Genomic DNA, 25,769 nt, shown 5'->3' on the forward strand with positions numbered 1-25,769 from the left:
ACTTCGGACCCACGATCAGGGCCCCATGAGCAATCGCTATCCATTTTCGGAAGTCGAGCCCCGCTGGCAGCGGTACTGGGTCGAGAACAAGACCTTCCGCGCCGTGGAGGATCCCGCCCGCGAGAAGTTCTACTGCATCGACATGTTTCCGTACCCCTCGGGCGCGGGGCTGCACGTCGGACATCTCGAGGGCTACACGGCGACCGACATCCTGTGCCGGATGAAGCGCATGCAGGGCTTCAGTGTCCTGCACTGCACCGGCTGGGACGCCTTCGGGCTGCCCGCCGAGCAATACGCGGTCAAGACCGGCGTGCACCCGGCGATCACGACGCGCCAGAACATCGACAACTTCCGCAAGCAGATGCGTCGGGCCGGCCTGTCCCACGACTGGGACCGCGAAGTGGACACGACGGACCCGGACTACTACCGCTGGACGCAGTGGATCTTTCTCAAGCTGTACGAGCGCGGACTCGCCTACGTGGCGGAGGTCCCGGTCAACTGGTGCCCCGAGCTCGGCACCGTGCTCGCGAACGAGGAGGTCGTGGACGGCCGCAGCGAGGTCGGCGGCTTCGAGGTGGTCCGCCGGCCGATGCGGCAATGGGTCCTGAAGATCACCGAGTACGCCGACCGGCTGCTGGACGACCTGAAGCTCGTGGACTGGCCGGCGAGCACGCTCGAGATGCAGAAGAACTGGATCGGCCGCTCGATCGGCGCCGAGGTGGATTTCCCGATCGACGGCGCCGCCGGCAGCCTGCGCATCTTCACGACCCGGCCGGACACGCTGTTCGGCGCGACCTACATGGTGCTCGCGCCCGAGCACCCGCTCGTGGATGCCGTGACGACGCCGGACCGCCGCGCGGCGGTCCAGGCCTACCGCGCGGCGGCCGCGCACAAGAGCGACCTCGCGCGCCAGGAGGAGAAGGACAAGTCGGGAGAGTTCACCGGCGGTCACGCGGTGAATCCGGTCAACGGCGAGAAGCTGCCCGTGTGGATCGCGGACTACGTCCTGATGGGCTACGGGACCGGCGCCATCATGGCCGTGCCCGCCCACGACGAGCGCGACTGGGAGTTCGCGCGCGCGTTCGGACTGCCCATTCGCGAGGTGGTCGCCGGCGGGGACGTCGGGCAGGCGGCCTACTGCGACCACGAGTCCGGCACGGCCGTGAACTCCACGACCCCCGACGGCTCCTTCTCGATCGACGGGCTGGCGCCCGAGGCGGCGCGGCGCAAGATCACCGCCTGGCTGGAAGCGCGAGGCGTCGGGCGCAGGGCGGTCAACTACAAGCTCCGGGACTGGCTGTTCTCACGCCAGCGCTACTGGGGCGAACCGTTTCCGATCGTCTGGGTGGACGGGCAGCACCGGCCGCTGCCGGAACAGCAGCTGCCCGTTCGACTGCCCGAGCTCAAGGATTTCAAGCCGTCCGGTACGGGGGAGAGCCCGCTCGCGAACGCGACCGACTGGCTCGCGACGACCGACCCGGCCAGCGGCCGGCCGGCCCGGCGCGAGACGAACACCATGCCGCAGTGGGCGGGCTCGTGCTGGTACTACCTGCGCTTCCTCGACCCGGGGAACCGCGACGCCCTGGTGGACCCGGCGAAGGAGAAGTACTGGATGCCGGTGGACCTGTACGTCGGTGGGGCGGAGCACGCCGTGCTGCACCTGTTGTACGCGCGCTTCTGGCACAAGGTCCTGTTCGACATCGGCGTCGTGAGCACGCCCGAGCCGTTCATGAAGCTGGTGCACCAGGGCACGATCCTCGGCGAGGACAACCGCAAGATGTCGAAGAGCTGGGGGAACGTCGTCAGCCCCGACGACATGATCGAGCAGTACGGCGCCGACGCGCTGCGCATCTACGAAATGTTCATGGGCCCGCTGGAGGCCATGAAGCCGTGGAGCTCGAAGAGCGTCGAGGGCATCACCCGGTTCCTGGACCGCGTCTGGCGGCTGTACCTGAACGAGGACGGCTCGCTCACGCTGACGGACGATGCGCCGCCCGAGGCGGCGTTGCGAACGCTTCACCGGACGATCCGCAAGGTCGGCGACGACGTCGCGGCGCTCAAGTTCAACACGGCGATCGCGCAGATGATGGTGTTCGTCAACGAGGTCAACCCGCTCGGCACGCGGCCGCGGGCGCTGCTCGAACCGTTCCTCAAGCTGATTTCCCCGTTCGCGCCTCACCTGGGTGAGGAACTCTGGTCGCGGCTCGGGCATCCGGGCTCGATCGCCTACGAGCCGTGGCCGGCCCACGACCCGGCCCTGTGCGTCGAGGAAACGGTCACGGTCGCCATCCAGGTGAACGGCAGACTGCGGGCGACGCTCGAACTGCCGCGAGGATCGGCGCAGGATGCCGTTCAGGCCGCCGCGCTGGCCGACGAGCGCATCCGGCGGTACGTCGAGGGAGCGACGGTCCGCAAGATCATCCACGTGCCGGACAAGCTTCTCAACGTCGTCGTCGCGGCGGTCTGAGGAATCCACGGGGAGCGCCCGGTTCGCGGTCTGGACACACGAGGCGGACCCGCGTTGACCCGCACGGCGCTGGCCCGGCGGGGAAGGCCGGCGTCGCGCCCGCCCGGGTTCGAACCCGGAACGGCGACCGATTTCCATCCGTAGCGTTACATAATATCTCTTATGCGACATGGACGACTCGGCCCCCTCGAATGGTCTCGCGACTGCCCACTTGTGCAGGTGCCTGCCCTGCGGTATCCCTGCCTTCATGTCGCGCCCCGAATACCGCGAGGAGCCCTGCCGCTCGGCCCTGAACCCGGTTCGCGGAATGCCGTTCGAGTGGTCTCTGAACCCGTACATGGGCTGCGCCCACCGCTGCACCTTCTGCTACGTGCGCGCCTTCGAACGGCGCGCCGAGCGTCCCTCGGACTCGCGCTACGGCACCTCGATCCGCGTGAAGGTCAACGTCGCCGAAGTGCTCAGGCGCGAACTCTCGCGTCGTTCGTGGCAGCGCGGGTTCGTCGCCGTCGGCGCCGCCACCGATCCGTATCAACCGGCCGAGGGGCGCTATCGGCTGACGCGCGAGTGCCTGGTCGCCCTCGCCGGGGCCGCGACCCCGTTCGGGATCCTGACACGCGGCCCGCTCGTCGTTCGCGACCTCGACGTGCTCGCGACGGCCGCGGCGCGGGCGAAGGTCAGCGTGCAGATCTCGCTGCCGACCCTCGAGGATCGCGTCGCGCAACTGACCGAACCGGGCGCGCCGCCGCCGCGACAGCGGCTCCGGGCGGTTCGGGCGCTGGCCGACGCCGGAATTCGCGTCGGGATCGCGATGGCTCCGATCATCCCGGGGCTCTCGGATTCCCCGGCGGTCATCGCCGAGGTGGTCCGGGCGGCTCGCGACGCGGGCGCCGAGAAGATCTGGACGAACCTCCTCTACCTGCGCCCCGGCACCCGGGAACACTTCCTCGCGGAGCTGGACCGGACCTGGCCCGAGGTGCGCGTCGCTCTGGAAAACGACTTTCGAGGGAGGGCGCACCTCGAGCGGTCCCGGATCAAGGCCCTTGGCGACCAGGTGGCGACACTGGTGCGCGGCGTGGCCCGGCGCGAGCCCGCCCGGCCGGCCATCGAGCCCGAGCCTCCCGTGCTGGCGCGCCAGCTCGGCCTCGGCCTGTGACGGCCGCGGTTTTCCTGCCCGACGCGCCCTCACCCGGGACGGGCGCGCGTCTCCGGCCGATTCGATGACAAGCCGCTGACTTACCCCCACACGACTCGGCTAGACTGGCGCATACGTCGCGAACCGTTCGTGGCGCTCCGGCCCAGGCTCGCAGGGCTTCCACCCCACGGTCCCCCCCCGATGATCGAACCGCCACGACGCATCCCGCCCACCCCCGTCCGCGGCATCCTCGCCTGCCTGCTGCTTCTCGCGCTCGCGCTGACCGCCGGTTGCGGAGCCGGGCGCAAGACCGGCCGCCCGCGGGTTCCGGTCACCGTCGCGGTCGCGGTCCAACAGGATGTTCCCTACGCGCTCATCGCCACCGGCACCGTCGAAGCCATCGAGAGCGCCCAGGTGGGTTCCAACGTCGGCGGCGTCGTCGTGCGAGTCGGCTTCCGCGAGGGCAGCGACGTGAGCCAGGGGCAGGTGCTGTTCGAACTCGACCCCCGGCCGTTCCGGGCGACCTTCGAGCAATGGCGCTCGCAACTCGCACGCGACCGCGCGCAGGCGGACGCGGCCCGTCTCGACGCGGCCCGGGCGCGACAACTGCTGGCGCAGCAGCTGACGTCGCAGGCCGACTTCGAACAGCGCAACGCCTCGGCCGAGGCGCTGGCGGCCACGGTGAGCGCCGACTCGGCCGCCATGGAGGCGGCGCGGCTCAACCTGCAATACGCCACCATTCGCGCCCCCGTCTCGGGCCGGACCGGGCGCCGGCTGGTCAACGTCGGCGACTACGTCAAGGCGGCGACGAGCGATCCGCTCGTCACCATCAACCGCGTGGAGCCCATCCGGGTCACCTTCAGCATTCCGCAGGACGCGGTGCGCGAGCTGATGCGTCACCGGCAGACCGCGTGGGTCGAGGTGCGTTCGTCCGTGAACGACTCGACCTGGCGCCGTGGCCGCCTCGCGTTCGTGGACAACGCCGTGGATCCGCAGACGGGAACGCTCCTGCTCAAGGGCGAGTTCGAAAATCGCCGCGGCCAGCTCATTCCCGGCCAGTTCGTGGACACCCGCCTCGTGCTGTACACCGACGCGAAGGCGCTGGTCGTCCCCGAGCCGGCCGTCACCATTGGCCAGCAGGGCCCCTACGTTTACGTCGTGAACCCCGACTCGACGGTCTCGATCCGCCCGGTGACCGCCCGGCGCACGGTGGACGAGCAGACGATCCTCGAAGACGGCCTCAAGCCGGGCGAGCTCGTCGTGACCGACGGCCAGCTTCGTCTTTCGCCCGGCGCCCGCGTCGTCGTCCGCGCTCCGGTGCGGGCACGCCCATGAACCTCTCCGCGCTGTTCATCCGGCGTCCGGTGATGACGGCGCTGCTCACCTTCGGCCTCGTCTTCTTCGGTGCGATCGCCTACACGCACCTGCCGGTCAGCGACCTGCCGAACGTGGACTATCCGTCCATCTCCGTCTCGGCCAGCCTGCCGGGCGCGAGCCCCGAGACGATGGCCTCGGCCGTCGCGACTCCGCTCGAGAAGCAGTTCGCCACGATCGCCGGCCTCGACGTGATGACGTCCACGAGCGGACAGGGTTCGACCAGCATCACGCTGACCTTCACGCTCGGCCGCAACATCGACGCCGCCGCGCAGGACGTTCAGGCGGCGATCGCCAAGACGCTGCGCTCGCTGCCGTCGGGGATCCTCCCGCCCTCGTACCAGAAGGTGAACCCGGCCGACCGCCCGGTCATGTTCCTGGCGCTGACTTCCCCGCTGCTGCCGCTCTCGAAGCTCAACGAATACGCCGAGGACTTCCTCGCGCAGCGCATCTCGATGGTGCAGGGAGTCGCCCAGGTCCAGATCTACGGATCGCAGAAGTACGCGGTCCGGGTGCGGCTCGATCCGCAGGCGCTGTCCGCGCGCGGCATCCCGATCCGGGCCGTCTCGGACGCGATCGCGCGGTCGAACGTCAATCTGCCGACCGGCATCCTGTGGGGACCGAACAAGACCGCGACCGTCCAGGCCTCGGGTGAGCTGACCAACGCGAAGGCGTTTGGCGACATCGTCGTCGCCTACCGCAATGGGGCGCCCGTGCGCCTGCGGGATCTCGGCGACGTCCTCGACGACGTGCAGAACAACCGCGTCGCCAGCTGGTACAAGGGCCAGCGCGCCATCGCGCTCGCGATCCAGCGTCAGCCGGGGACGAACACCGTCCAGGTCACGCGCGGCGTCAAGGCGCTGCTCGCCGAGCTTGAACCGCAACTGCCGGCCGCGGTCGAAGTCCACGCGCTCAACGATCGCTCGCTCTCCATCCAGCACTCCGTCACCGACGTCCAGTTCACCCTGCTCCTGACGCTCGTGCTCGTCGTGCTGGTCATCTTCCTGTTCCTGCGCAACCTTCCGGCGACGGCGATCCCCAGCGTGGCCCTGCCGCTGTCCGTCATCGGCACCTTCACGGTCATGTACCTGTGCGGGTTCAGCCTCGACAACCTGTCGCTGATGGCGCTCACGCTCTCGGTCGGCTTCGTGGTGGACGACGCCATCGTCATGCTCGAGAACATCCACCGGCACATGGAAATGGGTAAGCCGCCGCTGCAGGCGGCGCTCGACGGCTCCCGCGAGATCGGCTTCACCATCGTCTCCATGACGGTCTCGCTCGTCGCGGTGTTCATTCCCGTGCTCTTCATGGGCGGACTTCTGGGTCGGCTCTTCCACGAGTTCGCCATCACCATCAGCACCGCCATCCTCGTCTCCGGCGTCGTCTCGCTCACGCTCACGCCGATGCTGTGCGAACGCTTCCTGCGCACCGAGCACCGGCAGGAGCACGGGCGCGTCTACAACGCGATCGAACAGGGTTACGAGCGCACGCTGGCTTTCTATCGCCGGACGCTCCTGTGGGTGATGGAACACCGGCGCGCCACGATGCTGTTCACGCTCGCGATTCTCATCGGCACGATCGGACTCTTCCGGATCGTCCCGAAAGGCTTCGTGCCGAGCGAGGACACCGGCCAGCTCTTCGCGACGACGGAGATGGACCAGGGAACGTCGTTCGAAGCCATGGCGGCGCACCAGCAGCAGATCGCGGCGATCATCGCGAAGGATCCCAACGTCAGCGACTTCATGTCGTCCGTCGGCGCCGGCGGCCCCAACTCGTCGTCCAACCAGGGCCGCATCTTCATGAACCTGAAGGACCGCTCCCAGCGCTCGCTCTCCGCGGACGAAGTCATCCACGAGCTGCAGCCCAAGCTCGCGCAGGTGCAGGGCATCCGGGTCTTCCTCAGCAATCCGCCGGCGATCAACGTCGGCGGACGGCTCTCGAAGAGCCAGTACCAGTTCACCCTGCAGTCCACCGACATCGCCGCGCTCTACGAGGCCTCCGAGGATCTGCTCGCGAAGCTGCAGACGCTCCCCGGCCTGCAGGACGTGACCAGCGACCTGCAGATCCGCAACCCGCAGGTGAACGTCAACATCGATCGCGACCGGGCGGCGGCGCTGGGGGTCAGCGCGCAATCCATCGAGCAGGCGCTCTACGACGCCTATGGCTCCCGCCAGGTCTCGACGATCTTCACGCCGACCAACCAGTACTGGGTGATCCTCGAGCTGCAACCCGAGCACCAGCGAGACGTCTCCGCGCTTCAGAAGCTGTACGTGGCGTCGGACGCCGGCTCGCTCGTTCCGCTCGGCGCCGTGGCGACGCTGACGCCCACGCTCGGCCCCCTGAGCGTCAACCACGCCGGGCAGATTCCGGCGGTGACACTTTCGTTCAACCTGAAGCCCGGCGTGTCGCTGGGCGAGGCCGTGGACGAGGTCCAGCGAAGCGCGCGCGCCACGCTCCCCTCGACCATCTCGACGAACTTCGCCGGCACCGCCCAGGTGTTCCAGGACAGCCAGCGCGGGCTCGCCTGGCTGTTGCTGCTCGCCGTGCTCGTCATCTACCTCGTGCTCGGCGTGCTCTACGAGAGCTTCATCCATCCGCTGACGATTCTCTCGGGCCTGCCGTTCGCGGGGTTCGGCGCGCTGCTCACGCTCTGGATCTTCCGCACCGAGCTCAGCATCTACGCGTTCGTGGGCGTGATCATGCTCATCGGCCTCGTCAAGAAGAACGCGATCATGATGATCGACTTCGCGCTGGACGCCGAGCGCAACGAGGGCAGGCCCGCCCGCGAGGCGATCGTCGAGGCGTGCCTCATCCGGTTCCGCCCCATCATGATGACGACCCTCGCCGCGCTGATGGGCACCCTGCCGATCGCCATCGGCTTCGGCGCGGGCGCCGAATCCAGGCGGCCGCTGGGCCTGGCCGTGGTCGGTGGGCTCGCGTTCTCGCAGGTCGTGACGCTCTACGTGACGCCGGTCATCTACACCTATCTCGACGCCTTCCAGCAGTGGCTGACCCATCGCCGCGCTTCGCGGACCCGCGTCGGGGCCGCGGGTCCGGCGAAACCCGAGGTCGGCTAGGCGATTCCAGAATCCCGGCGCCCCGCTGGGGCGCCCGTTCCGGGCACGCCTAGACGTTCCAGTTCATCGCTTCCCAGTCCGCACCCGGCAGCACGACGCGCAGCGGCTGGCCCGGAGGAAGCGAGTCGAGCCGCTCGCCGCCCCTGCGAAGATGGATGAACAGTTCGAGTGATTGCCCAGCCGAAACTCCGAGCACGGCGAACGGCAGGGCCAGCTCGAGGATCTCCTCGAGCGCGGCCTCACCCGCGGGCGGCGCAGCCTCCGGCCCGCCCGTGCCGAAACGCCACCGGCCCACGCGCAGGATGCCGACGTCGAGTTGAAGCGGTGCGGGCGAGAGCACCTCGATCTCCGCCGAAACCTCGCCCCCGGGTGCGCCTCCGCCGGAGAAGTCCACGCGCAGGTAGAGCCGCTCGGAGTCGAAGCCGAAATGCAGGCGGGTGGCGAGCGGGGCGCTGACACGATGCATCGAGCCGCCGCCCGCCAGATCCCACGAACCGGCGCCGTGCCACTCGTAGAAGCGCGTGAGGTGGCCGTCGATCACCGGCCGCACGAGCCCGGTCGGCTCGAGGCGCCCGGCCGCGACCGGCAGGCGGTTCGCGATCGGGCGCAGCAGGACGTTCGGAACTGGCAGTCCGGCGTGCTCATGCGCCGCCTGAAGATGAGCACGGAAGAGGCTGTCGAACAACGCCTTGTCCGCCGTGTAATTGTCTTCGCCAAACCACCAGAACCAGTCCGACCCCTCGGCCGCGCCAAGCGACTCCCAGGCGACCGGGTGCGAATCCCGGGTGCGCCCCTCTCTCACCAGCGCGGCGCGAGAGAGCGCCAGCAGTTCCCAGGCCCGGTTCTTCTCCGGGTGCCCGGCCCAGATATGGAAGTCGGCGTCGATCCACGAGCCCGAGTGCAGGAACGCGAGCCTTCCGGGCTCGGGTCCGTCCGCGAGCACCTCCGACGGCGTGCGCGTGCGGATGTCGTCCGCCTCCGCGAGCGCCGCGTACAGCGCCTCGAGGAACGGCCGGCCATCCTCCGCGTAGTGCTCCCAGCAGTTCTCGCCGTCGAGGATGACGCTGACGACGGGACGGCCGTCCCGTCCGGCCGCCCGGTGGGCCTCGCCGATCCCCCGAAGGCGCCTCAGGAAGTCTTCGGTCGCCTCCGCGGCATCCCACGTGCTGTAAACGAAGCCGATACGGTCCGAGAGCTCGTGATCGCGGAAGAAGAGCGCCAGCTCCCCCGCCGGCGTCGGCAGGATCCACGGCCGGTAGAGCGACTCCCTTCCCGGGACGGCGTCCTTCACCGATCGCCAGAGCACGAGTTCGTCGGTGGCCGCCCAGCGAACGCCGGCGGCCACGAGGATCTCGGCCGCTTCCGGGCTGACCCCGCCTTCCGAGGGCCACATGCCGGTGGGCCGTGCGCCGAACGAGCGCGCCGCGAGATCGAGCCCTCGCTCGACCTGCCAGCGTGCGTCCTCGGGCGCCGCGAACTCCCGGGTCGGCAGCGGCAGGTCCGGGCGCGAGCGCTTCGCCGTCCGCACGTCCACGAGCAGGGGCAGGATCGGGTGGAAGGCCGGCGAACACGTCAACTCGACCTGGCCCCGCCCGGCCAGTCGCCGGTAGGCCGGCAGCACGCGGGCGAGCACCTCGGCATGAAGCGCGAGCAGGGCGTCCCGCTCGGCGGTGCCCGCGCGGCCTTCGCGCAGAGCCGCGTCCGCGGCCGCCGCCGCCGGCTCACCCAGCAGCGTCGGGTCGAGCCAGGCGAGCAGGAAATGCACGCACAGCCGCAGCAGCTCGGCCTCGCTCGCCACCGCGGGAGCGCGCAGGCGGCGGCACAGCTCCGCGTACTGCGGCCAGCGCACGTGAGCCCAGCGCGGGGCCAGTCGGGTGCGCGCCTGCAGTTCGGCGCGTGCCGCGGCGTCGAGCGCTCCCGCGGGGGCCGCGAGCAGCTCGAACAGGGCGTCCGCTCCTCCCGAGAGCGCATGTTCGATCTGTTCCAGAAGCGATGGCGCGAAGTTGAACGTCGCCTTGAGCTTCGGGTGGCGCTCGAGATGGAGCGCCATGTCGAGATAGTCCTTCGTCGCGTGCAGGCGCACCCACGGAAGCATCGCCCGGCCGTCGCGCGGCCGGCGGTAGTCCGGCTGGTGGTGGTGCCAGACGAAGACGAGGTCGACACCCTGCGACATGGGTCGTCCCGGCGCGGCCTCGAGGCCGCGGATCAGTTCGAGGAGAGGGCGCGCAGTTCGGCGAGCTTCACGCGCGCGCGGCTCGCGTAGCTCGTTTCGCCGAACTCGTCGGTCAGGCGCTGCAGCCGCTGGATCGCCCCGGCCTTGTTGCCGAGCGCCTCCTGGCAGCGGGCCGCTCCGGCGAGAAACTCGCCGCTCGACTCGCGGTCGAACGCGCCCACGAGACCGTCGTAGAGCTTGGCCGCCTCGGCGTACTGCCGGTCACTCTCGTACGCGTACGCGAGGCTGCGGCGCACGACATTGCCCATCAGGCCCGTGCCCTTCTTGCCGAGGTAGGCCCTGTACTGGGTGATCGCGTCCTTCCAGTTGCCGCGCCAGTAGGCGTCGTCACCGGAGATGCGCAGCGCGTCGATCCCGCTCGGGGTGCCGCCGTACTGCCGCGCGACTTCGTCGGCGATGGTCTTGGAGCGGTCGTAGTCGCCCTGCCAGAACAGCGAGTTTGCCTGCGCCAGCTTCTCGGAAGCGGCGACTTCCTGCGTCTCGTTGGAGCGGATCGTGAAGTACGCGACCGCGGCCACCGCGGCCACCGCGACGAGCGCGCCCAGGATGATGCGGCTGTAGCGTTCCCACAGCGAGGTCAGCCGATCCAGCATCTCCGCGCCGGGATCCTGCAGCGCGGTCCCCTTCCGAGACTCCAGCGACAAGTGAAACCTCCGTGAACGCGGCGTACGACGACGGTTCGAGCGGCCACTCACAGGCCGAAAGCGGCGGAAACCTTAACGGCCGGCCGGTCCGCCGGTCAAGCCGACCCGCGCCCCGCGCGGTCGGACCGCTGCCGCCTTCGCCGCGCCCGCGGCCGTCCTGGTGTCAGTCGCCGGTCGCGCACAGGGCGCAGGCCACGTGCCCGCGCGCACGCACCAGGATTTCCGCTGTTCGCTCGCACGTCGGGCAGGCGGGCAGCGCCGGACGGCCGCGGGCCACGTCCACCTTCGCCCTGACTTTTACGTGCACCGCCCCGGAACGGAGCTCCTGCTCGATCTCGGCCACCGGCCACGACCACTCCTCGAGTCCCCAGAGCCTCACCTCGGTGCGCATCTCCCATCGCTGTCGCACCTCGGCCGCGCGCCGCTCCCACTCGAGCTTGAGCGAGGTGGCGTCGCCGGTGTCCATCTCGTGGTCGTCGCCGCCGGTCCGCCGCCGCAGCCGGTCCTCCTCCTCCTCGATGCGCGCCGAGAAGAACGCCCCGAGCCGCTCGAGTTCGAGATCGCGAAGCCGCCCCACCGACACCTCCCACTCCCGCTCCCGCTCGCTCGCCAGTTCCTCGAGGGTTTCCCGGGCGCTCTGCAGCCAGCGCTCGCGCAGGCCGGGTTCGAGCTCCTCGCCCATCTGGTAGAGACCTTCGCGGGGACGGACCTCGGGCACCTGGGGCGCCTGCGCACGTTCGAGCACTTCGCCGCCGGCGCCGACCAGCACGACCCACTGCTCCTGCCAGGGCAGGCCGCCCCAGCGGGTGATGACGGCGTGAAACGCCATCCGCCGTTCGTATCGAACCGGACCGAGGCGCGGCGGCCCCCAGGTGAGTCCGCGCACCTTGCACACCGTCGCGAGCCCGGTGGGCGGCGCGCCCGGCACCTGCGCGAGCGCCGTGCGCCGCGTGAACATCGGTTCGGCGAGCGCGGCCTCGAGGATGCGCCGGCCCGCCGTGCTGCCGGGCGCGGTGAACCAGGCGCCACGCGGCACCGTCGGGCGGACCGGATCGAACACGAGCCGCACGCGCTGCCGCCGCCAGCGCTTCTGCAGGCCGGGCGCCAGCTCCACCTCCCAGTCGCCGCGCGGCGCCGCTTCGACCCTGCAGCCGGCCGTCTCCAACCAGCTCCCCACGAAGGCGCGCCACTCGGGCTGCTCGGCCGCCGTCTCGCCCCGAGGCACGCCGGACGCGGGCAGCGACCGGCGCGCCTCGGGCTTCGCGGCACGGGCGCCGCGCCGCGCTTTCACGCGCCGCCCTCCTCATCGTTTTCCTGCGTGCCGCGGAACAGCCAGCTCTGGTTGTCGCGCTGCTGCTGGTAGAGCTTGCGGGCGGTCACCAGATGCTGCGCCAGCTCGCCGAAGCGGCGCTTGCGCGATCGCGGGTCCCGCGACTCGATCCAGCGCTTGAACACCTCGTCCTCGAACGAGCCCTGCATCTGCCAGGCGCCGAGAATCTCCTCCATCTCGCCCACGACCAGCTCGAACATCCGGATCTTGCGCTCGAGGATCTCGAGCACGTACGCCTCGATGGTTCCGCGCGCCACGAGGTTGACCACCCGGACGGGATACTCCTGCCCCAGCCGGTGCACCCGGCCGATTCGCTGCTCGACGCGCATCGGGTTCCACGGCAGGTCGTAGTTGATGACGATGCGCGCGAACTGCAGGTTGCGGCCTTCGCCACCCGCCTCGGTGCTGACCAGCACCTGCTCGCGCTGCCGAAACGCCTCGAGCGCCTCCTCCTTCTCGCGCCAACCCATTTCGCCGTGAAACATGGCGTGCGTGACCCCTTCCTCTCGGAGGGCGTCCAGGATGGCGTCCTGGGTGGCGCGGAACTGCGTGAAAACGATGGCCTTCTCGCCCTTGAGCGAGGCGATGCAGCGCAACAGCGTTCGCACCTTGCTCGTGTCGTCGCGCAGCTCGGCCGCCCGGTCGGCGAACGCGCGAACCCGCTTCGGATCGAAGCCGTCCGCGTGAGCCGCAAGCTTGCGCAGCGTGCCGGCGGCCGCCGCCCACGAGGAGCCCATTTCCTTCTGCAGCACCATGAGCGTGAAGTAGTGGGGTTTGCCCGGCTGGCCATGGTCCCCGCGCACCGCGTCGGCGACGAACTCGCTGATCTGCCGGTAGAGCAGGCGCTCGGCCGCGGGCTGCTGGACCGCCAGCGACTCGACCCGGCGCGGGGCGAACGTCAGCTTCGTGTCCGCGCGCCTCGTGCGGATCATCACGCTCTGCAGCAGCCGGCGCAGGCGCGGCGTGTTGCGCGGCGTGCGCTTGTCGTGCCCCGAGAGGAAGTCGCGTCGGAACTGGGAGAAGGTGCCCACCGTCCCGGGGCGCACGAGCGTCACCAGGTTGTACAGCTCGCGCAGGTCGTTCTGCACCGGCGTCGCGGTGAGCAGCAGCAGGTAGCGCGGGTTCAGGTCGTTGATGAACTTCCAGCCGAGGGTCAGGTGGTTGCGCAGCCGATGCGCCTCGTCCACGACCACCATGTCGTAGTTGGCCCCCCGCACCCGCCGGCGATGCCGCTCGTGCCGCGCGGTCTCGAGCGACGAAATGACGAGCGGATGGCGCCCCCACTGACCGGCCGGGCCGCGCGAGACCACGAAGTCGAGCTCGAACTTCTCCCACAGCTCCGCGCGCCACTGTTCGCAAAGCGAGGCCGGCACGAGCACGAGCACGGTGCGAACCGCGCCGCGCAGCAGGTACTCCTTGAGCACGATGCCCGCCTCGACCGTCTTTCCGAGGCCGACCTCGTCCGCGAAGATGCCGCGGCCTCCGAAGTCGCGCAGCATTCGCAGGCAAGCGTCCACCTGGTGCGGGAAGCGCTCGACGCCGCGCAGGGAATCGAGAGACTGCAGACGGTCGGCGCCCGCCCAGCCCGCCCACTCCTCCGCCCCTGCGCGCAGGTCGAAGTGCCGCTGCGGCTCGGCCCGGTTCGTGAGCCAGCGGCGCAGCAGTTCCTCGCCCTGCGGGTGCCAGTGCCGCCGCACCGCCAGCACCGCCCCCGCGGCGACCCGGGCCGCGGCGCCGTTCCCGCTCCCGCCGTCGGTCGCGTCCCCCGCGGCCGCCGGAGCGCCGACCGGTCCGTCCACGATCACCCACTCGCGCTGCGCCGAAAGCCGGCGCAATTCGCCGCCGAAGACCACCTCGAGCACCTCCCGACCGCGATCGGTGTGCACCTCGACGATCAGGCCCTCGCCGAACAGCGGATGATGGAGCCGCAGCCCCACCTGGTATCGGCTGCTCACGCCCACAGGTCGAACTCCTGCCCCAGTTCGGGAATGTGCACCTCGGCCCCGATGCGTTCGCGCAGCAGCGCGGCGAGCGTCTCGGCGGGGCGCAGCTCGCCGTGCACGAGAAAGATCGTGCGCGGCGCCGGCGCGAGCTTCACGACCCACTCGAGCAGTTCGCGCTGGTCCGCGTGCGCGCTGAAGCCGTCGAGCGAGGCGATCTCGGCCCGCACACGCACCGGTTCTCCGAAGACGTTAACCGTCTCCGCCCCGTCCTTCAGCCGCCGGCCGAGCGTGCCCTCGCCCTGGTAGCCGACGAACAGCACCGTATTGCGCTCGTTACCGAGCCCGTGCTGCAGATGGTGCAGCACCCGGCCTCCTTCGGCCATGCCGGACGCCGAGATGATCACGCATGGCCCCTCACGATCGTTGAGCGCCCGGGATTCGTCCGCCGTACCCACGTACCGAAGCCTGGAGAAGCCGAAGGGCGAGCCGTCGCCGGTGGCGAAGCGGGCCGCGGTTTCGGCGTCGAAGCACTCGGGGTGCTTCACGAAGATGCGCGTGGCGTTGCGCGCCATGGGGCTGTCCACGAACATCGGCACGTCGGGCAGCCGGCCCGCCTCGATCAGGTCGTGGAGCGTCGCGACCAGCTCCTGGGTTCGCCCGACCGCGAAGGCCGGGACGATGAGCCGCCCCCCGCGCTCGACCGTCCGTCGGACGATGTCCACCAGCCCGTCGATCGTCGCGCGATCGTCCCCGTGCAGCCGGTCACCGTAGGTGCTCTCGAGCACGAGCACCTCGGGTCCCACCGGCACCTCGGGGTCGCGCAGGATCTGCCTCCCGGGCCTGCCGAGGTCACCGCCCATCAACAGCCTGAGCGAGCGGCCGCCCGAGGTGAGTTCGAAGCTGGTGAGCGCCGAGCCGAGAATGTGGCCGGCGTCGTCGTAACGCACCCGGACGCCAGGGAACAGCTCCCAGTCCCGGTGATAGCCGTGCGTCTCGACTCGTGCCAGCACGGCGTCCACGTCCGCGGGTGAGTAGAGCGGCGTGCGCGGCGGCCGGCGGCCGGCGGCGTGCTTGTTGACGTGCTCGACATCCTTCTGCATCAGGAACGCGCTGTCGGCGAGCATCACCCGTGAAAGGTCCGCGGTCGCGGGAGTCATGTGCACGGGCCCGCGAAAACCCTGGGCGGAGAGCGTCGGCAGGTTGCCGGTGTGATCCAGGTGCGCGTGCGAGATCACGACCGCGTCCACGTCGCCGGGCGCGAAGCGGAACGTGCGGTTCACGCGCTCGGCTTCGTCGCGATGCCCCTGGTAGAGGCCGCAGTCGAAGAGCCAGGTGCGGTCGCCGAAGCGAAGCAGGTGCCGCGAGCCGGTCACGGTCCGCGCGGCGCCGTGGAACGCGATGCTCGGCCGGTCGCTCATCGGTCAATACGCGGCATAGAACAGGACTCCCACCGACACCTGCAGGTCGTGATTCACCGAGGAGTCGAAGAACACGGTCTGGTAGCGGGCGGCGAAGTCCAGCGCCCAGCTGCGATAGACGAACCGTTCGACGCCCGCGCCCACCGCCAGGAACGTGCCGTCCCCCGCGAGCGGATACTGGGTCTCGCCGTCGGACAGCCGGGCCGACACCTGCGCGAGGCCGGCGCCGAGCGAAATCCATTTCACCGACTTCGTCCGGGTGTCGAACATCTGGTAGAAGTCGAAGCCGGTCAGGTTCAGCATCAGCCGGTCGCGGGTCAGCAGCGAATCCGTCGCCGAACGCGGGCCGAGAAACGCACCCTCGGGAAAGCCGAGCCGGCGCGAGTCGAGCTGGTGCATGTCGAAGCTCAGGCCGATCGCGCGCTCGTAGCGCATTCGATAGCGCAGCCGCACCCCGAGCCCGAATCCCGAGCCGAACTCCTGGCCGAGCGACCCCGCGTCCGCGAGCGTGCCGAAGTCGCCATGGAGTCCGACGCCCACCTGCCCGGCACGCGGCACGACGATACTGGCCGCGCCCGCCGCGCCGGCGGACAGGAGCCCGATCGCCGCGACGATCCCAACGAGAAGACCCTTCGTCATCGATTCCTCCACGACCCCGGTCGTGCGCCCCGCGTCAGGGGCGGGGATGAAATTGGCGATGCACCTCGCGCAGGTAGCCGCGGTCGAGGTGCGTGTAGATGGCGGTGGTGGTGACCGACGCGTGCCCGAGAAGCTCCTGCACGATGCGCAGGTCCGCTCCTCCCTCCAGCAGGTGCGTCGCGAAGGAATGCCGGAGCGCGTGCGGATGAACGCGGGTCGCGATCCCCGCCCGCCGCGCGTGACCGCGCAGGATTCGCCACCAGCCCATCCGGCTGAGCGGGCCCCCGCGCGCGTTGCAGAACACCCGGTCGTGCCGGGCCCGCGCGGCGAGCCGCGGACGTCCGTGCTCGAGCCAGGCCGCCAGCGCCCGGGCGGCGGCCCGTCCGAACGGCACCAGCCGCTGCTTGTCGCCCTTGCCGGTCACCGTGAGGGAGCGCTCGTGCAGGTCCACGGTCGCCCGCTCGAGGCCCACCAGCTCGGACACGCGCAGGCCGCACGCGTAGGCGAGTTCGAGCATCGCCCGGTCGCGCAGCGCGAGCGTCGAATCGCCCCCCGGCTGCGCCAGCAGCCGTTCGATGTCGCCGAGCGCGAGTGCGTGCGGCAGGCGGCGCTCGCGGCGCGGCGCGGGCAGCACGGCGACCGGGTCGTCCGTGTGCCCGCCGACCCGGGCGAGGAACGAGTGAAAGCCACGCAGCGTCGATCTCCGGCGCGCGACGGTCGCCGCCGACAGTCCGCGGCGCTGCAGCGAGGCGAAGTAGCCGTCCACGAACGTCACGTTGGCCTCGCCCCAGCCCGCGAGGTGGTGCGAGCAAGCGAACGTCCGGTAGTCCTCGAGATCCCGACGATAGGCGTCCACGGTGCGCGGGCTCAATCGGCGGCCCTTTCGCACTTCGTCGAGCCACGCCTCGAGCGCGGGCACGAGCCCGGGCGTCCCCGGCGCGTTCGGGCGACGCGGCGCGTGGGAGGCCGTGTTCACGCCGCGCCCTCCCGCCCCGCGAGGTGCTCGGCCACCCGCCGGGCGAGCGAGAGCGGCACGTGCGCGCGCACCGCGATGTCGCCGACGGCGGCGCCCCGGAGCGCGGCGACGGAACCGAATGCCTTGAGCAGCGCGGCCCGGCGGGCCGGCCCGACGCCGGGCACCTGGTCGAGCACGCTCGCGATCCGGGCGCGCGAGCGCAGCGCGCGGTGGTACTCGAGTCCGAAACGGTGCGCCTCGTCGCGCAGCCGCTGCAGCGAGCGCAGCGAGGGCGAGCGGCGCGACAGGCGCAGGTCGGGCGCGCCCTCGCGCACCACGAGCTCCTCGCGCTTGGCGAGGCCGATGGCGGCCACCGGACGCGTGGCCACGCGGTCGAGGGCGGCGCGCGCGGCGGAAAGCTGCCCCGCGCCTCCGTCGATCACGACCAGGTCGGGACGCGGAAGCTCGTCGGACTCGACGCGCGTCCAGTAGCGCTCGACCGCTTCGCCGATCATGGCGAAGTCGTCCGGGCCCGGCCGGCGCAGGCGCATCCGCCGGTACAGCTTCTTGAGCGGGCGGCCGTCCTCGGAAGCCACCACCGCCGCGACGGCCTGATCGGGCCCGAAGTTCGAGATGTCGAAGCACACGAGCCGATGCGGCGGAGCCGGCAGCCCGAGGTCGCGTTGCAGGGCCGAAACCGCCGCCGAAAGTCGGACCCTCCGGCCGCTGCTTCGGGCCGCGAGCTGCTCGAGCGCCGACAGCGCGTTGCGCTCGGCGATCTCCACCAGGCGCCGCGCCCGCCCGCGTGAGGGCGCGAGCAGGCTCACCGTGCGCCCCGCCCGCGTCGACAGCGCTTCGGCCAGCGCGGCATGGTTCGCGGGCAGCGTCCCGACGAACACGCGGCGCGGAAGGTCCGTGCGCGCGAGCGCGTGCTGCGTGACCCAGGCCTCGAGGAGCGCACCGTCCTCGGCGCCCGCGACGCGCTCGAGCATCCGCGTCTCCTTGCCGATGACGCGGCCGCCGCGCACCAGCAGGGTCGCGATCGCCGCGCGCTCGCCGATGCGAGCCAGCCCGAGCACGTCGGTGTCTCGCGGATCCGAGGTCACCATCGTCTGCGGCACCTGGGCCCGTTCCAGCAGTCGCAGCTGGTCGCGGCGCTGGGCGGCGATCTCGTAGCGGCGCCCGGCGGACGCTTCGTTCATTTCCCGGCGAAGCTGGCCGAGCAATTCCTCGTTGCGCCCGGAAAGGAGCATCAGCAGGCCGTCCACGAGGCGGCGGTAGTCCTCGGGCCGGACGCGTGCCCGGGAGTAGCAGGGACCGGCGCAGCGCTTGATGTGGTAGTACAGGCACGGGCGGTCCTGGCGCCGGTAGTCCTCGAAGTTCCGGCAGGTGCGCAGCGGAAAAACCCGGCGCAGGTCGCGCAGCGTCCGGCGCAGGTTCTTGACGTCCGTGAACGGGCCCAGGTACCGCGCCCCGTCGTCGCGCACGCGGCGGGTCACGGACAGGCGCGGGAACTCCTCCTGAACCGAGAGTTTGACGAACGGGAAGCTCTTGTCGTCCTTGAGCAGCACGTTAAAGTGGGGCCTGTGCTGGCGGATGAGGGTGGACTCGAGCAGCAGCGCCTCGGCTTCGGACGCGGTCACGATCGTGTCCACGTCGGCCGCCCGGCGGATCATCTCCTCCATGCGCGGGCGTTCGGGATCGGGCGCGAGGTAGCTGCGGACGCGGGCGGCCAGACTGCGCGCCTTGCCGACGTAGAGCACCTCGCCCAGGGCGTCCTTGAAGAGGTAGACCCCCGGAACAGCGGGCAGAATCGCGATTTTCTCAGCCAGCGCGCCCACGGACCCCTCCGGAGACACGAGTGGGGGTACTCGAGGCAGGCAGGTTACACGCCCCGGGAACGCCGGCACAACGGGGATTCCCGGGTTCGCCGGCCGGCCCCGGGCGCGCAGGCGCGCGTCCTTCCGCGCGCACCTTCGCGGAGCATGCGCTCGCGCCGCAGCGCTTGACACACGCCGCGCGCACCCGTACTTTCTCACGGCTTTTTCGCAGCCTGCCTACCTTTCAGGAGGAGTCCATGCCGCATCACAAGTCCGCGATCAAGCGCGTGGGGACCAACGAGAAGAGTCGCCAGCGCAACATCGCCGCGACCAGCCGACTGCGCAGCGCCCTGAAGGCCGTGCGTTCGGCGACCACGAAGAGCGCCGGCGAAACCGCGCTCAGGAGCACCGCCTCGGTGCTCGACCGCACCGCCGCCAAGGGCGTGATCAAGCGCGAGGCCGCGAGCCGCCAGAAGGCGCGCCTCGCGAAGTTCGTCGCCCGGCTCCCCGCCTGATCGGAAATCGCTCGTGTTTCGCCGGTGGACGGCCGCGCTGCTGCTGGCCGGTACCCTCACCGGGCTGAACGGCGTGGCCGCCCGTGCATTCGCACAGGCGGCCGATCCTTTTCCGGTCGTGCCGCGCCCGGCGCCCGAGCGCACGACCCATCGGGCGGCGTGGGCCTGCGCATTCGCGGGAGCGGGACTGATCGCCGCCTCGTTCCCCATCTCCGAGCTCGCCGACCGGCGCTATGCGGCCTACCTGGCCGAAACCGATCCCACGGCCGTCGGGGCGAGATTCGACGCGACCCGCAGGGCGGATCAGCTGGCGAGCGCGTCGCTGCTCGCCGGCGAGGGTCTGATCGTGACCGCCATCTGGCTGCGTTTCGTCAGGCGCCCGCACCCGGCGCGCGCGAGCGTCGCCCTGCTGCCCGGCCGATGCGCCGTCACGCTGCGCTTCTGAGCGCCGCCCTGGCGCTGCTGCTGACGGCGGGATGCAGCCAGCGCGAGCGCGCGAATCCCTTCGATCCGCGAAACCCCCAGACGGGCGGCCGGCCGACCGGTTTCAACGCCGTCGCCGGCCTGAGCGTCGTGCAACTGAGCTGGGACAAGCGCAGCGACCTGGCGATCGACGGTTTCCAGCTCTACCGCCGCACGAGCAGCGACTCCCTGTGGCGGCCGCTCGGGGCACTGCTGCCGCCGGAGGCCGGTCAGTACCTCGATTCCGCGGTCCGCAACGGCGAACGCATCCGCTACCGGCTCGTTTTCGTGGCGCACGGACAGCCGGTCGGCGGACCCGCCGAGGACGAGGCGACGCCCGGGCCGCTGCGGCCGTGGATCGCCGATCCCGGCGCCGGCGCCGTGCTCAGGCTCTCCCCTGACGGGCGCGACGTCACGATCCGGGAGACGCGCTTCGGGGCCGCCGGGCGGATCGCCGTGGATTCCTTCGACGGCTTCCTGTGGGCGTCCTCGAACACGACCGGCCTCGTCTGGGCTTCCGATCCCGGCTCGCCCTTCCCCATCTCCATCCCCGGAATCTCCTCTCCGGACGCGATCGCGATCCATCCGTTCGACCACAGCGCCTGGGTCTGCGATCGCGCCGGCGCCGTCTTCCACTTCCGCCGCGATGGCTCGGTCCCCTCGCCGGGCCGCATCACCCCGCTCGACGACCCGGTCGCCATCGCCACCTGCGCCCTCGACGCCTCGCTGTGGGTGTGCGAGCGGGGCGGAAACCGCGTGCGTCATTTCTCGGCCCTCGGGGTTCCGCTCGGCGCGGCGTTCGTCCGGGCGCCCACGAGGATCGCCGTGGACTCGCTCACGCGCGTCGCCTACGTCACCTCGTTCGAGCTCGGGCGCCTCTGGCGCATCGCCGAGAACGGCACGCCCATCGACTCGAGCGCGGCGGCGATCGCCCCGATCGGCATCGCGATCGATCGCCCGCGCGGGCGGGTCTGGGTCGCGGATGACGGCGGCGCCCGCCTGCTCGGCCTGAGCCTGGAAACGCTCGCGGTCGAAGTGACGGTCACGAACGCCGGCATCCCCTACGACGTCGCGGTGGACCGTTCCAGCGGTGAGGTGTGGGTCGTCGCACGCTCCGACGGCGCGGTGGTGCGGCTGGCTCCCGACGGCAGGCGACTCGACGTTCGGACCGGCTTCACCGACCCGGTCGAGGTCCGGCTGGACCCCGGCCAGTGACGGATCCGGACCCGGCCCGGCGCCCGGTCCCTCCGCTTCAGAAATTGTAGGCGATGAAGAACTCGTGGTACGGAGCGCGATTCCGGAAGCGGCGCCAGTCCTCGGTGACCCACATCCAGTTCCAGCGGATCGCGGGCCAGTACCCGCCCGCCAGGTAAACCCCCCAGCCGGCGACGCCGATGCGCCGTTCGTCCCCGTGGTTGAAGGTCCAGGCCGCGTCCCCGAACGCGACCCCGCTCACCGTCGGCAGCTGCCAGGGCGACGGAATGCTCAGCACGAGCCCGCGCAGCACGGGGAAGCGTGTCTCGTGCTGGAGCACGATCGTCTGCAGACCCGAGGCGTAGCGCGCGTCCGGCACGCGCAGCCGCGTCGGCCCGCCGAGGTAGCGCAGGTGCGCGTCGCGGCTGAAGCTCGCCCAGCCGTTCGCGCGCCAGGCGGTGACGACTCCGGGCAGGGGCTGGCGATAGTGCCGCAGCTCACCGTAGAGCGTGCCGTAATCCGACCGACCGCCCGCCATGTCCCGCGTGAAGCCGGCGGTCAGGTTGAGGCGCGTTCCCCCGATCGGTCCGCTCCAGGTCCAGCGGGAGTTGTCGTGGACGAAGCTCACGTAGTTCGAGACCAGGTCCACCGTCGGCGCCTCGCCGCTGCGCAGCAGGTGGTCCGACGCGTGGCGCACCTCGAGCGAAGCATCCACGCGTTCGAAGCGGCTGAACGGGTAGCTCGCGAGCGCCACCAGCCCGATGCGCTTCTCGCGGCGCAGCACCTCGAAGTCGGGGTCGTACAGGCTGGTCAACCGGAACACTCCGAGCCCGTAGTTGAGGCGCTGGGCCTGATTGAGATACGTGACGCCGCCCTCGAAGCCGTCCCAGAAGTCTCCGAAGTGCTCCGAGTCGTTGGCGAGCGTGAGCACGATCTGCTCGTTGCCGAGCAGGTCGCTGATCGCGACCTGGCCGAAGCTCTGCGTGTAGCCGAACGAGGAGTTCGTGCCGATCATGTTCTGCACGAGGTCGAGCCCGAGCCGCCGCTGGTAGCGCTCCGCCGGCTCGGAGTGGGACACCGTCGGCAGCACCGCGACGGCCGGGCCGGGATCCTCCGCCTCGACGTCCAGCGACTCGGGATGGACCGGCAGCTGCCAGGTGTGGAACGTGACCGCGTCCTGCGCCGTGAAGAGCAGCGAGCGGCCGTCCCACGTCCAGTCCGGATCGCTCGCGGGTCCGAGCAGCCGGGTCAGCCTCCGCGCTTCGCGGGACGGCGTCGCCGATCGCAGCCACAGGTCGCTCGATCCGTCGCGCGTCGAGCGGAACGCGAGCCAGCGGCCATCGCGGGACCACGCCGGCTGCCGGTCGTCGCCGCGCCCGGAGAAGCTCAGCCTTTCGGGAGCGCCCCCGGCCAGCGACAGCCGGTAGAGCGCGTAGCGACCGCCCTCGTCGCAGCGGTCGGAGGCGAAGGCGACCCACGCGCCGTCGGGCGAGGTCGCCGGGTCGAGGTCGTCGAAGTCGTCGTTCGTGAGCCGCTCCAGCTTCACGTCGTCGTCGTGCCAGCTGGCCCGCCACAGGTCGCTCCGCCCGCCGTAGTCCTGCGCGGTGAAGACGATGGCGCTGTCGCCGGGCGCCGGGCTGGGATCGTGAATCGAGACCAGCTCCGGGAAGCGCAGCTCGCGGCGCACGTCGCCGCTGCGCGGATCGAGGACGAGGATGGCGTCGCGCCCACCTTGCTGCGCCGAGACCGCCACCAGCCCCGAACGCGAGACCCCGGGACGATTCTGGAACAGGTGGAAGGACTCGAACATCGGCGTCCCGCCGCTGCGCAACAGCCGGCGCGTCCGGCGCCCGCCGTTCGGCTCCGGCTCGCTCAGCATCAGGTCCACCGCGCCGTCGTTCACCTCGAACCAGCAGAAGCGCGTCGCCGTGTCGGGCGAGGCCGGCGCGGGCAGCGCGCGCGCGCCGAGGTTGAAGCGGCTGTCCTGCCGGAACGGCCGCGCGATGTCGGAGGGCCGGTCGCGGCTGGCCACGGCCGGCAGGTAGCGCCGCCGGAGGGTCTCGAACCACTCCTCGTCCGCCTCGGCCAGTTCGCGGCCGTACGTCAGGCGAAAACAGGTTTCGAAATCCTCCGCCCGCCAGGCGTTGTCCAGCAGTTCGAACACCCCGCGGTCCCCGTGCCGCGCGGCCAGCCACAGCAGGAACGACTGCCCCTCCTTGTACATGAGCACCGAGCCGGTGATGGCGTCGCTGCGCGTCAGCGGGAGCGCCAGGCGCGAGACCACCAGGTCGCGCAGCAGGCCCTCGGCGTCCGCGTCCCACGTCGTGCCGCAGTACTCGGCGAGGCCCTCGATGTACCAGAGCGGCGGCAGCCAGCCCGGCGGCTTGCGATGCGCCTTCATGACCTGCGAGAACTTCTCGAGCATGTAGGCGTGCGCCAGCTCGTGCCGTGTCACCCAGCGCAGCCGCGCCCACGAGCCGTTGTGCGGCACCAGCACGCGGCCCTTGATGAGCTCGGTCAACCCGCCCACCGACTCGGTCAGCATCTCCGGCGTCGCGTTCGTCTGCTGGAACAGGTGGTGCGTCGAGTACAGGAGCAGCGGCACCTTGCGGCGCGGCTTCATCGCGAAGCGCCGGTCGTACTCGACCGTCACGCTCTCGGCGAACGCCACCAGCGCCCGCGCCAGGCTTTCCTCCCGCGCGTAGTAGTGGAGCCGGAGGTGCGGCGTCTCGAGCACGGCCCATTCGAGGCGCTCATACTGGACCTTGTTCTGGCCGAAGGCCTGGGCGTCGCCCGCCCGCGGCATGGCGGTGACGAGCAGGAACGCGGTGAGGGCCGCGCAGGCGAGGCGCATGCGGACGCGGGTCTCCGGAAGGGTGATGCGGTCAGGACGTCGTTGCCGGCCCGGTCAGGAGCGCGTCAATACCATACCTGCCGGGCGCGGCGTGCGCGACGAAGCGCGCCGCGAGCAGCGCGCCGTGCGCGAAGGCCGCCCGGTCCTGCGCCACGTGGCGAAGTTCGAGCGACTCGCCCTCGCCGGCCAGAAGGACGGCGTGGTCGCCGACCCAGGTGCCGCCGCGCACCGAATGCACGCCCACCTCACCGGCGGGTCTCGCCCCCACGGCGCCTTCGCGTCCGCAGCGCAGCGCCTCGCGGCCCGCCCCGCGCGCGGCGAGCACGTCGTCGGCCAGCGTCAGCGCCGTCCCCGAGGGGGCGTCCTTCTTGAGGCGATGGTGACGCTCCACGATCTCCACGTCCCACGAGCCCGGCACGGCCGCGAGCGCGGTCGCCAGCACGCGGCGAAGGGCGGCGACGCCGACGCTGAAGTTGCTGGCCCGCAGCACCGCCACCCGTTCGCCCGCGCTGCGCATCGCGGACTCCTGTTCCGGCGAGAGCCCGGTCGAGCCCGAGACGAGCGCCGCACCCCGCTCGGCGCACAGCGCCGCGGTGCTCGCGGCCATGTCCGCCGAACTGAACTCGACGACGACCATGCCGGGCTCGAGCACGGAGCCGAGGTCGGAGGTCCAGACGCCGTCGGAGGCGGTGAACGTCTCGGGGCGGTCCACACGCGCAACCACCAGCAGATCCTCCGCGCCTTCGGCCGCGGCCTCGATCGCGCGCCCCATGCGGCCCGCCGCGCCGACCAGGACGAGACGGATCACGCGCGCGCGGTCGCGCCGGCCAGCGCGACACCCAGGCCTCGCGCGGCTTCGAGGATCGCGCGCTCGCTCGCCGGCTCGACGGGCACGAGCGGCAGGCGAAGCTCATTGGCGATCAGCCCCATCTCCGAGAGCAGGAACTTGGCGGGCCCGGGGTTCGATTCGATGAACGCCGCCTTGAAGATCGGCGCCAGCCGCTCGTGCGCCGCGCGAGCCTCGGCGAAACGTCCGGCCCGCGCGTGATCGGTGAGCGCGCGCATCTCGCGCGGCACGAGCTGCCCCACGACCGAGATGACGCCCTCGCCGCCGACCGCGATGCTCGGCACCGTCAGCGAGTCGTCGCCCGAGAGCAGCGTGAAGCGCGTGCGCGTCTTCACCTGCGACATCTGGTCGAGGCTGCCCGAAGCTTCCTTGACGGCGACGATGTTCGGCACGTCCTGCACCATCGCCAGCACGTCGGCCGTCGTGTTCGTGCCGGTCCGCCCCGGGACGTTGTAGAGGATGACGGGCAGCTTCGTCGCCCGCGCGCAGGCCGTGAAGTGCGCCGCCTGCCCCTTCGGCGTCGGCCGGTTGTAGTACGGCGTCACGACCATCGCGCCGTCCATTCCGACCTCTTCGGCGAGCTTCGTAAGCGTGATCGAGTCGGCCGTCGCGTTCGTTCCGGTTCCGGCGACGATCCAGACACGTCCCCGGGCCCGCTCCTTGACGAACGCCCAGAGCTGGCGCCGCTCCTCGACGGAGCAGGTCGCGGCCTCTCCCGTCGAGCCGCTCACCACCAGGCCCTGCACACCGCCTTCGATCATCCACTCGACCAGGCGCGCGGTCGCTTCCCGATCGATCCCGCCGCCGCGAAACGGCGTCACCATCGCCACCGAAAGACCTTCGAACATCGTCGCTCCCCTCCTGC

18 protein-coding genes are annotated in these 25,769 nt (G+C 71.0%); 7 read left to right on the plus strand and 11 right to left on the minus strand.

The features are described 5' to 3' along the window. Nucleotides 1-25: 25 nt before the first annotated feature. The 4 genes from IT347_05430 to IT347_05445 all read left to right on the plus strand — a co-directional run bounded on the left by IT347_05430 (nt 26) and on the right by IT347_05445 (nt 8,050). Nucleotides 26-2,467 (plus strand): leucine--tRNA ligase, encoded by a 2,442-nt coding sequence (locus tag IT347_05430; protein ID MCC6349016.1) that lies wholly within the window; start codon nt 26-28, stop codon nt 2,465-2,467. A gap of 247 nt (nt 2,468-2,714) precedes the next feature. Then, complete coding sequence (locus IT347_05435) at nt 2,715-3,620, plus strand: radical SAM protein (protein MCC6349017.1); 906 nt, start codon at nt 2,715-2,717, stop codon at nt 3,618-3,620. Nucleotides 3,621-3,800: 180 nt separating this feature from the next. Next, complete coding sequence (locus tag IT347_05440) at nt 3,801-4,934, plus strand: efflux RND transporter periplasmic adaptor subunit (protein ID MCC6349018.1); 1,134 nt, start codon at nt 3,801-3,803, stop codon at nt 4,932-4,934. Then, a complete protein-coding gene (locus IT347_05445; GenBank protein ID MCC6349019.1) occupies nt 4,931-8,050 on the plus strand; it encodes an efflux RND transporter permease subunit in 3,120 nt (1,039 codons plus the stop codon). The genes IT347_05440 and IT347_05445 overlap by 4 nt, the downstream gene beginning before the upstream one ends. Before the next feature lie 49 nt (nt 8,051-8,099). Here the strand turns inward: IT347_05445 and IT347_05450 are convergent, their stop codons facing one another. From IT347_05450 to uvrC, 8 genes are all read right to left on the minus strand, one after another. Next, nucleotides 8,100-10,223: a glycoside hydrolase gene (locus IT347_05450; GenBank protein MCC6349020.1), complete on the minus strand. Its 2,124-nt coding sequence runs from the start codon at nt 10,221-10,223 to the stop codon at nt 8,100-8,102. 32 nt (nt 10,224-10,255) lie between these two features. Beyond that, nucleotides 10,256-10,876: a tetratricopeptide repeat protein gene (locus tag IT347_05455; GenBank protein ID MCC6349021.1), complete on the minus strand. Its 621-nt coding sequence runs from the start codon at nt 10,874-10,876 to the stop codon at nt 10,256-10,258. Between the two features lie 214 nt (nt 10,877-11,090). Further along, entirely contained in the window at nt 11,091-12,218 is a 1,128-nt protein-coding gene (locus IT347_05460) for a hypothetical protein (GenBank protein ID MCC6349022.1), read from the minus strand. Further along, nucleotides 12,215-14,212, minus strand: coding sequence for a DEAD/DEAH box helicase (locus IT347_05465; GenBank protein MCC6349023.1), 1,998 nt, complete (start codon nt 14,210-14,212; stop codon nt 12,215-12,217). Before IT347_05465 ends, IT347_05460 begins: the two co-directional genes overlap by 4 nt. Then, nucleotides 14,209-15,618 carry an MBL fold metallo-hydrolase gene (locus IT347_05470; protein MCC6349024.1) on the minus strand — a complete coding sequence of 470 codons (1,410 nt, stop codon included), beginning with the start codon at nt 15,616-15,618 and terminating at the stop codon, nt 14,209-14,211. Before IT347_05470 ends, IT347_05465 begins: the two co-directional genes overlap by 4 nt. Nucleotides 15,619-15,621: 3 nt before the next feature. Continuing rightward, nucleotides 15,622-16,257, minus strand: coding sequence for a hypothetical protein (locus IT347_05475; GenBank protein ID MCC6349025.1), 636 nt, complete (start codon nt 16,255-16,257; stop codon nt 15,622-15,624). Nucleotides 16,258-16,291: 34 nt separating this feature from the next. Beyond that, nucleotides 16,292-17,233, minus strand: coding sequence for a tyrosine recombinase (locus tag IT347_05480; GenBank protein ID MCC6349026.1), 942 nt, complete (start codon nt 17,231-17,233; stop codon nt 16,292-16,294). Beyond that, nucleotides 17,230-19,053, minus strand: coding sequence for an excinuclease ABC subunit UvrC (uvrC, locus tag IT347_05485; protein ID MCC6349027.1), 1,824 nt, complete (start codon nt 19,051-19,053; stop codon nt 17,230-17,232). The genes IT347_05480 and uvrC overlap by 4 nt, the downstream gene beginning before the upstream one ends. Before the next feature lie 236 nt (nt 19,054-19,289). Here uvrC and rpsT point away from each other — a divergent pair, with 236 nt between their 5' ends. From rpsT to IT347_05500, 3 genes are read left to right on the plus strand one after another with little or no spacing between them, the layout of a single operon-like run. Next, nucleotides 19,290-19,547, plus strand: coding sequence for a 30S ribosomal protein S20 (rpsT, locus tag IT347_05490; protein ID MCC6349028.1), 258 nt, complete (start codon nt 19,290-19,292; stop codon nt 19,545-19,547). Nucleotides 19,548-19,560: 13 nt separating this feature from the next. Further along, a complete protein-coding gene (locus IT347_05495; protein MCC6349029.1) occupies nt 19,561-19,992 on the plus strand; it encodes a hypothetical protein in 432 nt (143 codons plus the stop codon). Beyond that, nucleotides 19,968-21,224 carry a hypothetical protein gene (locus IT347_05500; GenBank protein ID MCC6349030.1) on the plus strand — a complete coding sequence of 419 codons (1,257 nt, stop codon included), beginning with the start codon at nt 19,968-19,970 and terminating at the stop codon, nt 21,222-21,224. Before IT347_05495 ends, IT347_05500 begins: the two co-directional genes overlap by 25 nt. A gap of 37 nt (nt 21,225-21,261) precedes the next feature. Here the strand turns inward: IT347_05500 and IT347_05505 are convergent, their stop codons facing one another. The 3 genes from IT347_05505 to IT347_05515 are packed head-to-tail and all read right to left on the minus strand — an operon-like array spanning nt 21,262 to nt 25,752. Continuing rightward, the gene (locus IT347_05505) at nt 21,262-24,057 is read right to left on the minus strand and encodes a PD40 domain-containing protein (GenBank protein MCC6349031.1); all 2,796 of its coding nucleotides are present in this window, start codon (nt 24,055-24,057) and stop codon (nt 21,262-21,264) included. A gap of 31 nt (nt 24,058-24,088) precedes the next feature. Further along, entirely contained in the window at nt 24,089-24,865 is a 777-nt protein-coding gene (gene dapB, locus IT347_05510; protein MCC6349032.1) for a 4-hydroxy-tetrahydrodipicolinate reductase, read from the minus strand. After that, nucleotides 24,862-25,752: a 4-hydroxy-tetrahydrodipicolinate synthase gene (locus IT347_05515; protein MCC6349033.1), complete on the minus strand. Its 891-nt coding sequence runs from the start codon at nt 25,750-25,752 to the stop codon at nt 24,862-24,864. The genes dapB and IT347_05515 overlap by 4 nt, the downstream gene beginning before the upstream one ends. Nucleotides 25,753-25,769: the final 17 nt, after the last annotated feature.

It is taken from the genome of Candidatus Eisenbacteria bacterium (assembly GCA_020847735.1).
GTDB lineage: Bacteria > Eisenbacteria > RBG-16-71-46 > RBG-16-71-46 > RBG-16-71-46 > CAIXRL01.

What these genes read in the sequence shown, in the direction of transcription:
- IT347_05430 (MCC6349016.1), top strand. Translation starts at nt 26, where the DNA reads ATGAGCAATCGCTATCCATTTTCGGAAGTCGAGCCCCGCTGGCAGCGG.
- IT347_05435 (MCC6349017.1), top strand. Translation starts at nt 2,715, where the DNA reads ATGTCGCGCCCCGAATACCGCGAGGAGCCCTGCCGCTCGGCCCTGAAC.
- IT347_05440 (MCC6349018.1), top strand. Translation starts at nt 3,801, where the DNA reads ATGATCGAACCGCCACGACGCATCCCGCCCACCCCCGTCCGCGGCATC.
- IT347_05445 (MCC6349019.1), top strand. Translation starts at nt 4,931, where the DNA reads ATGAACCTCTCCGCGCTGTTCATCCGGCGTCCGGTGATGACGGCGCTG.
- IT347_05450 (MCC6349020.1), bottom strand. Translation starts at nt 10,223, where the DNA reads ATGTCGCAGGGTGTCGACCTCGTCTTCGTCTGGCACCACCACCAGCCG.
- IT347_05455 (MCC6349021.1), bottom strand. Translation starts at nt 10,876, where the DNA reads ATGCTGGATCGGCTGACCTCGCTGTGGGAACGCTACAGCCGCATCATC.
- IT347_05470 (MCC6349024.1), bottom strand. Translation starts at nt 15,618, where the DNA reads ATGAGCGACCGGCCGAGCATCGCGTTCCACGGCGCCGCGCGGACCGTG.
- IT347_05475 (MCC6349025.1), bottom strand. Translation starts at nt 16,257, where the DNA reads ATGACGAAGGGTCTTCTCGTTGGGATCGTCGCGGCGATCGGGCTCCTG.
- rpsT (MCC6349028.1), top strand. Translation starts at nt 19,290, where the DNA reads ATGCCGCATCACAAGTCCGCGATCAAGCGCGTGGGGACCAACGAGAAG.
- IT347_05500 (MCC6349030.1), top strand. Translation starts at nt 19,968, where the DNA reads ATGCGCCGTCACGCTGCGCTTCTGAGCGCCGCCCTGGCGCTGCTGCTG.
- IT347_05505 (MCC6349031.1), bottom strand. Translation starts at nt 24,057, where the DNA reads ATGCGCCTCGCCTGCGCGGCCCTCACCGCGTTCCTGCTCGTCACCGCC.
- IT347_05515 (MCC6349033.1), bottom strand. Translation starts at nt 25,752, where the DNA reads ATGTTCGAAGGTCTTTCGGTGGCGATGGTGACGCCGTTTCGCGGCGGC.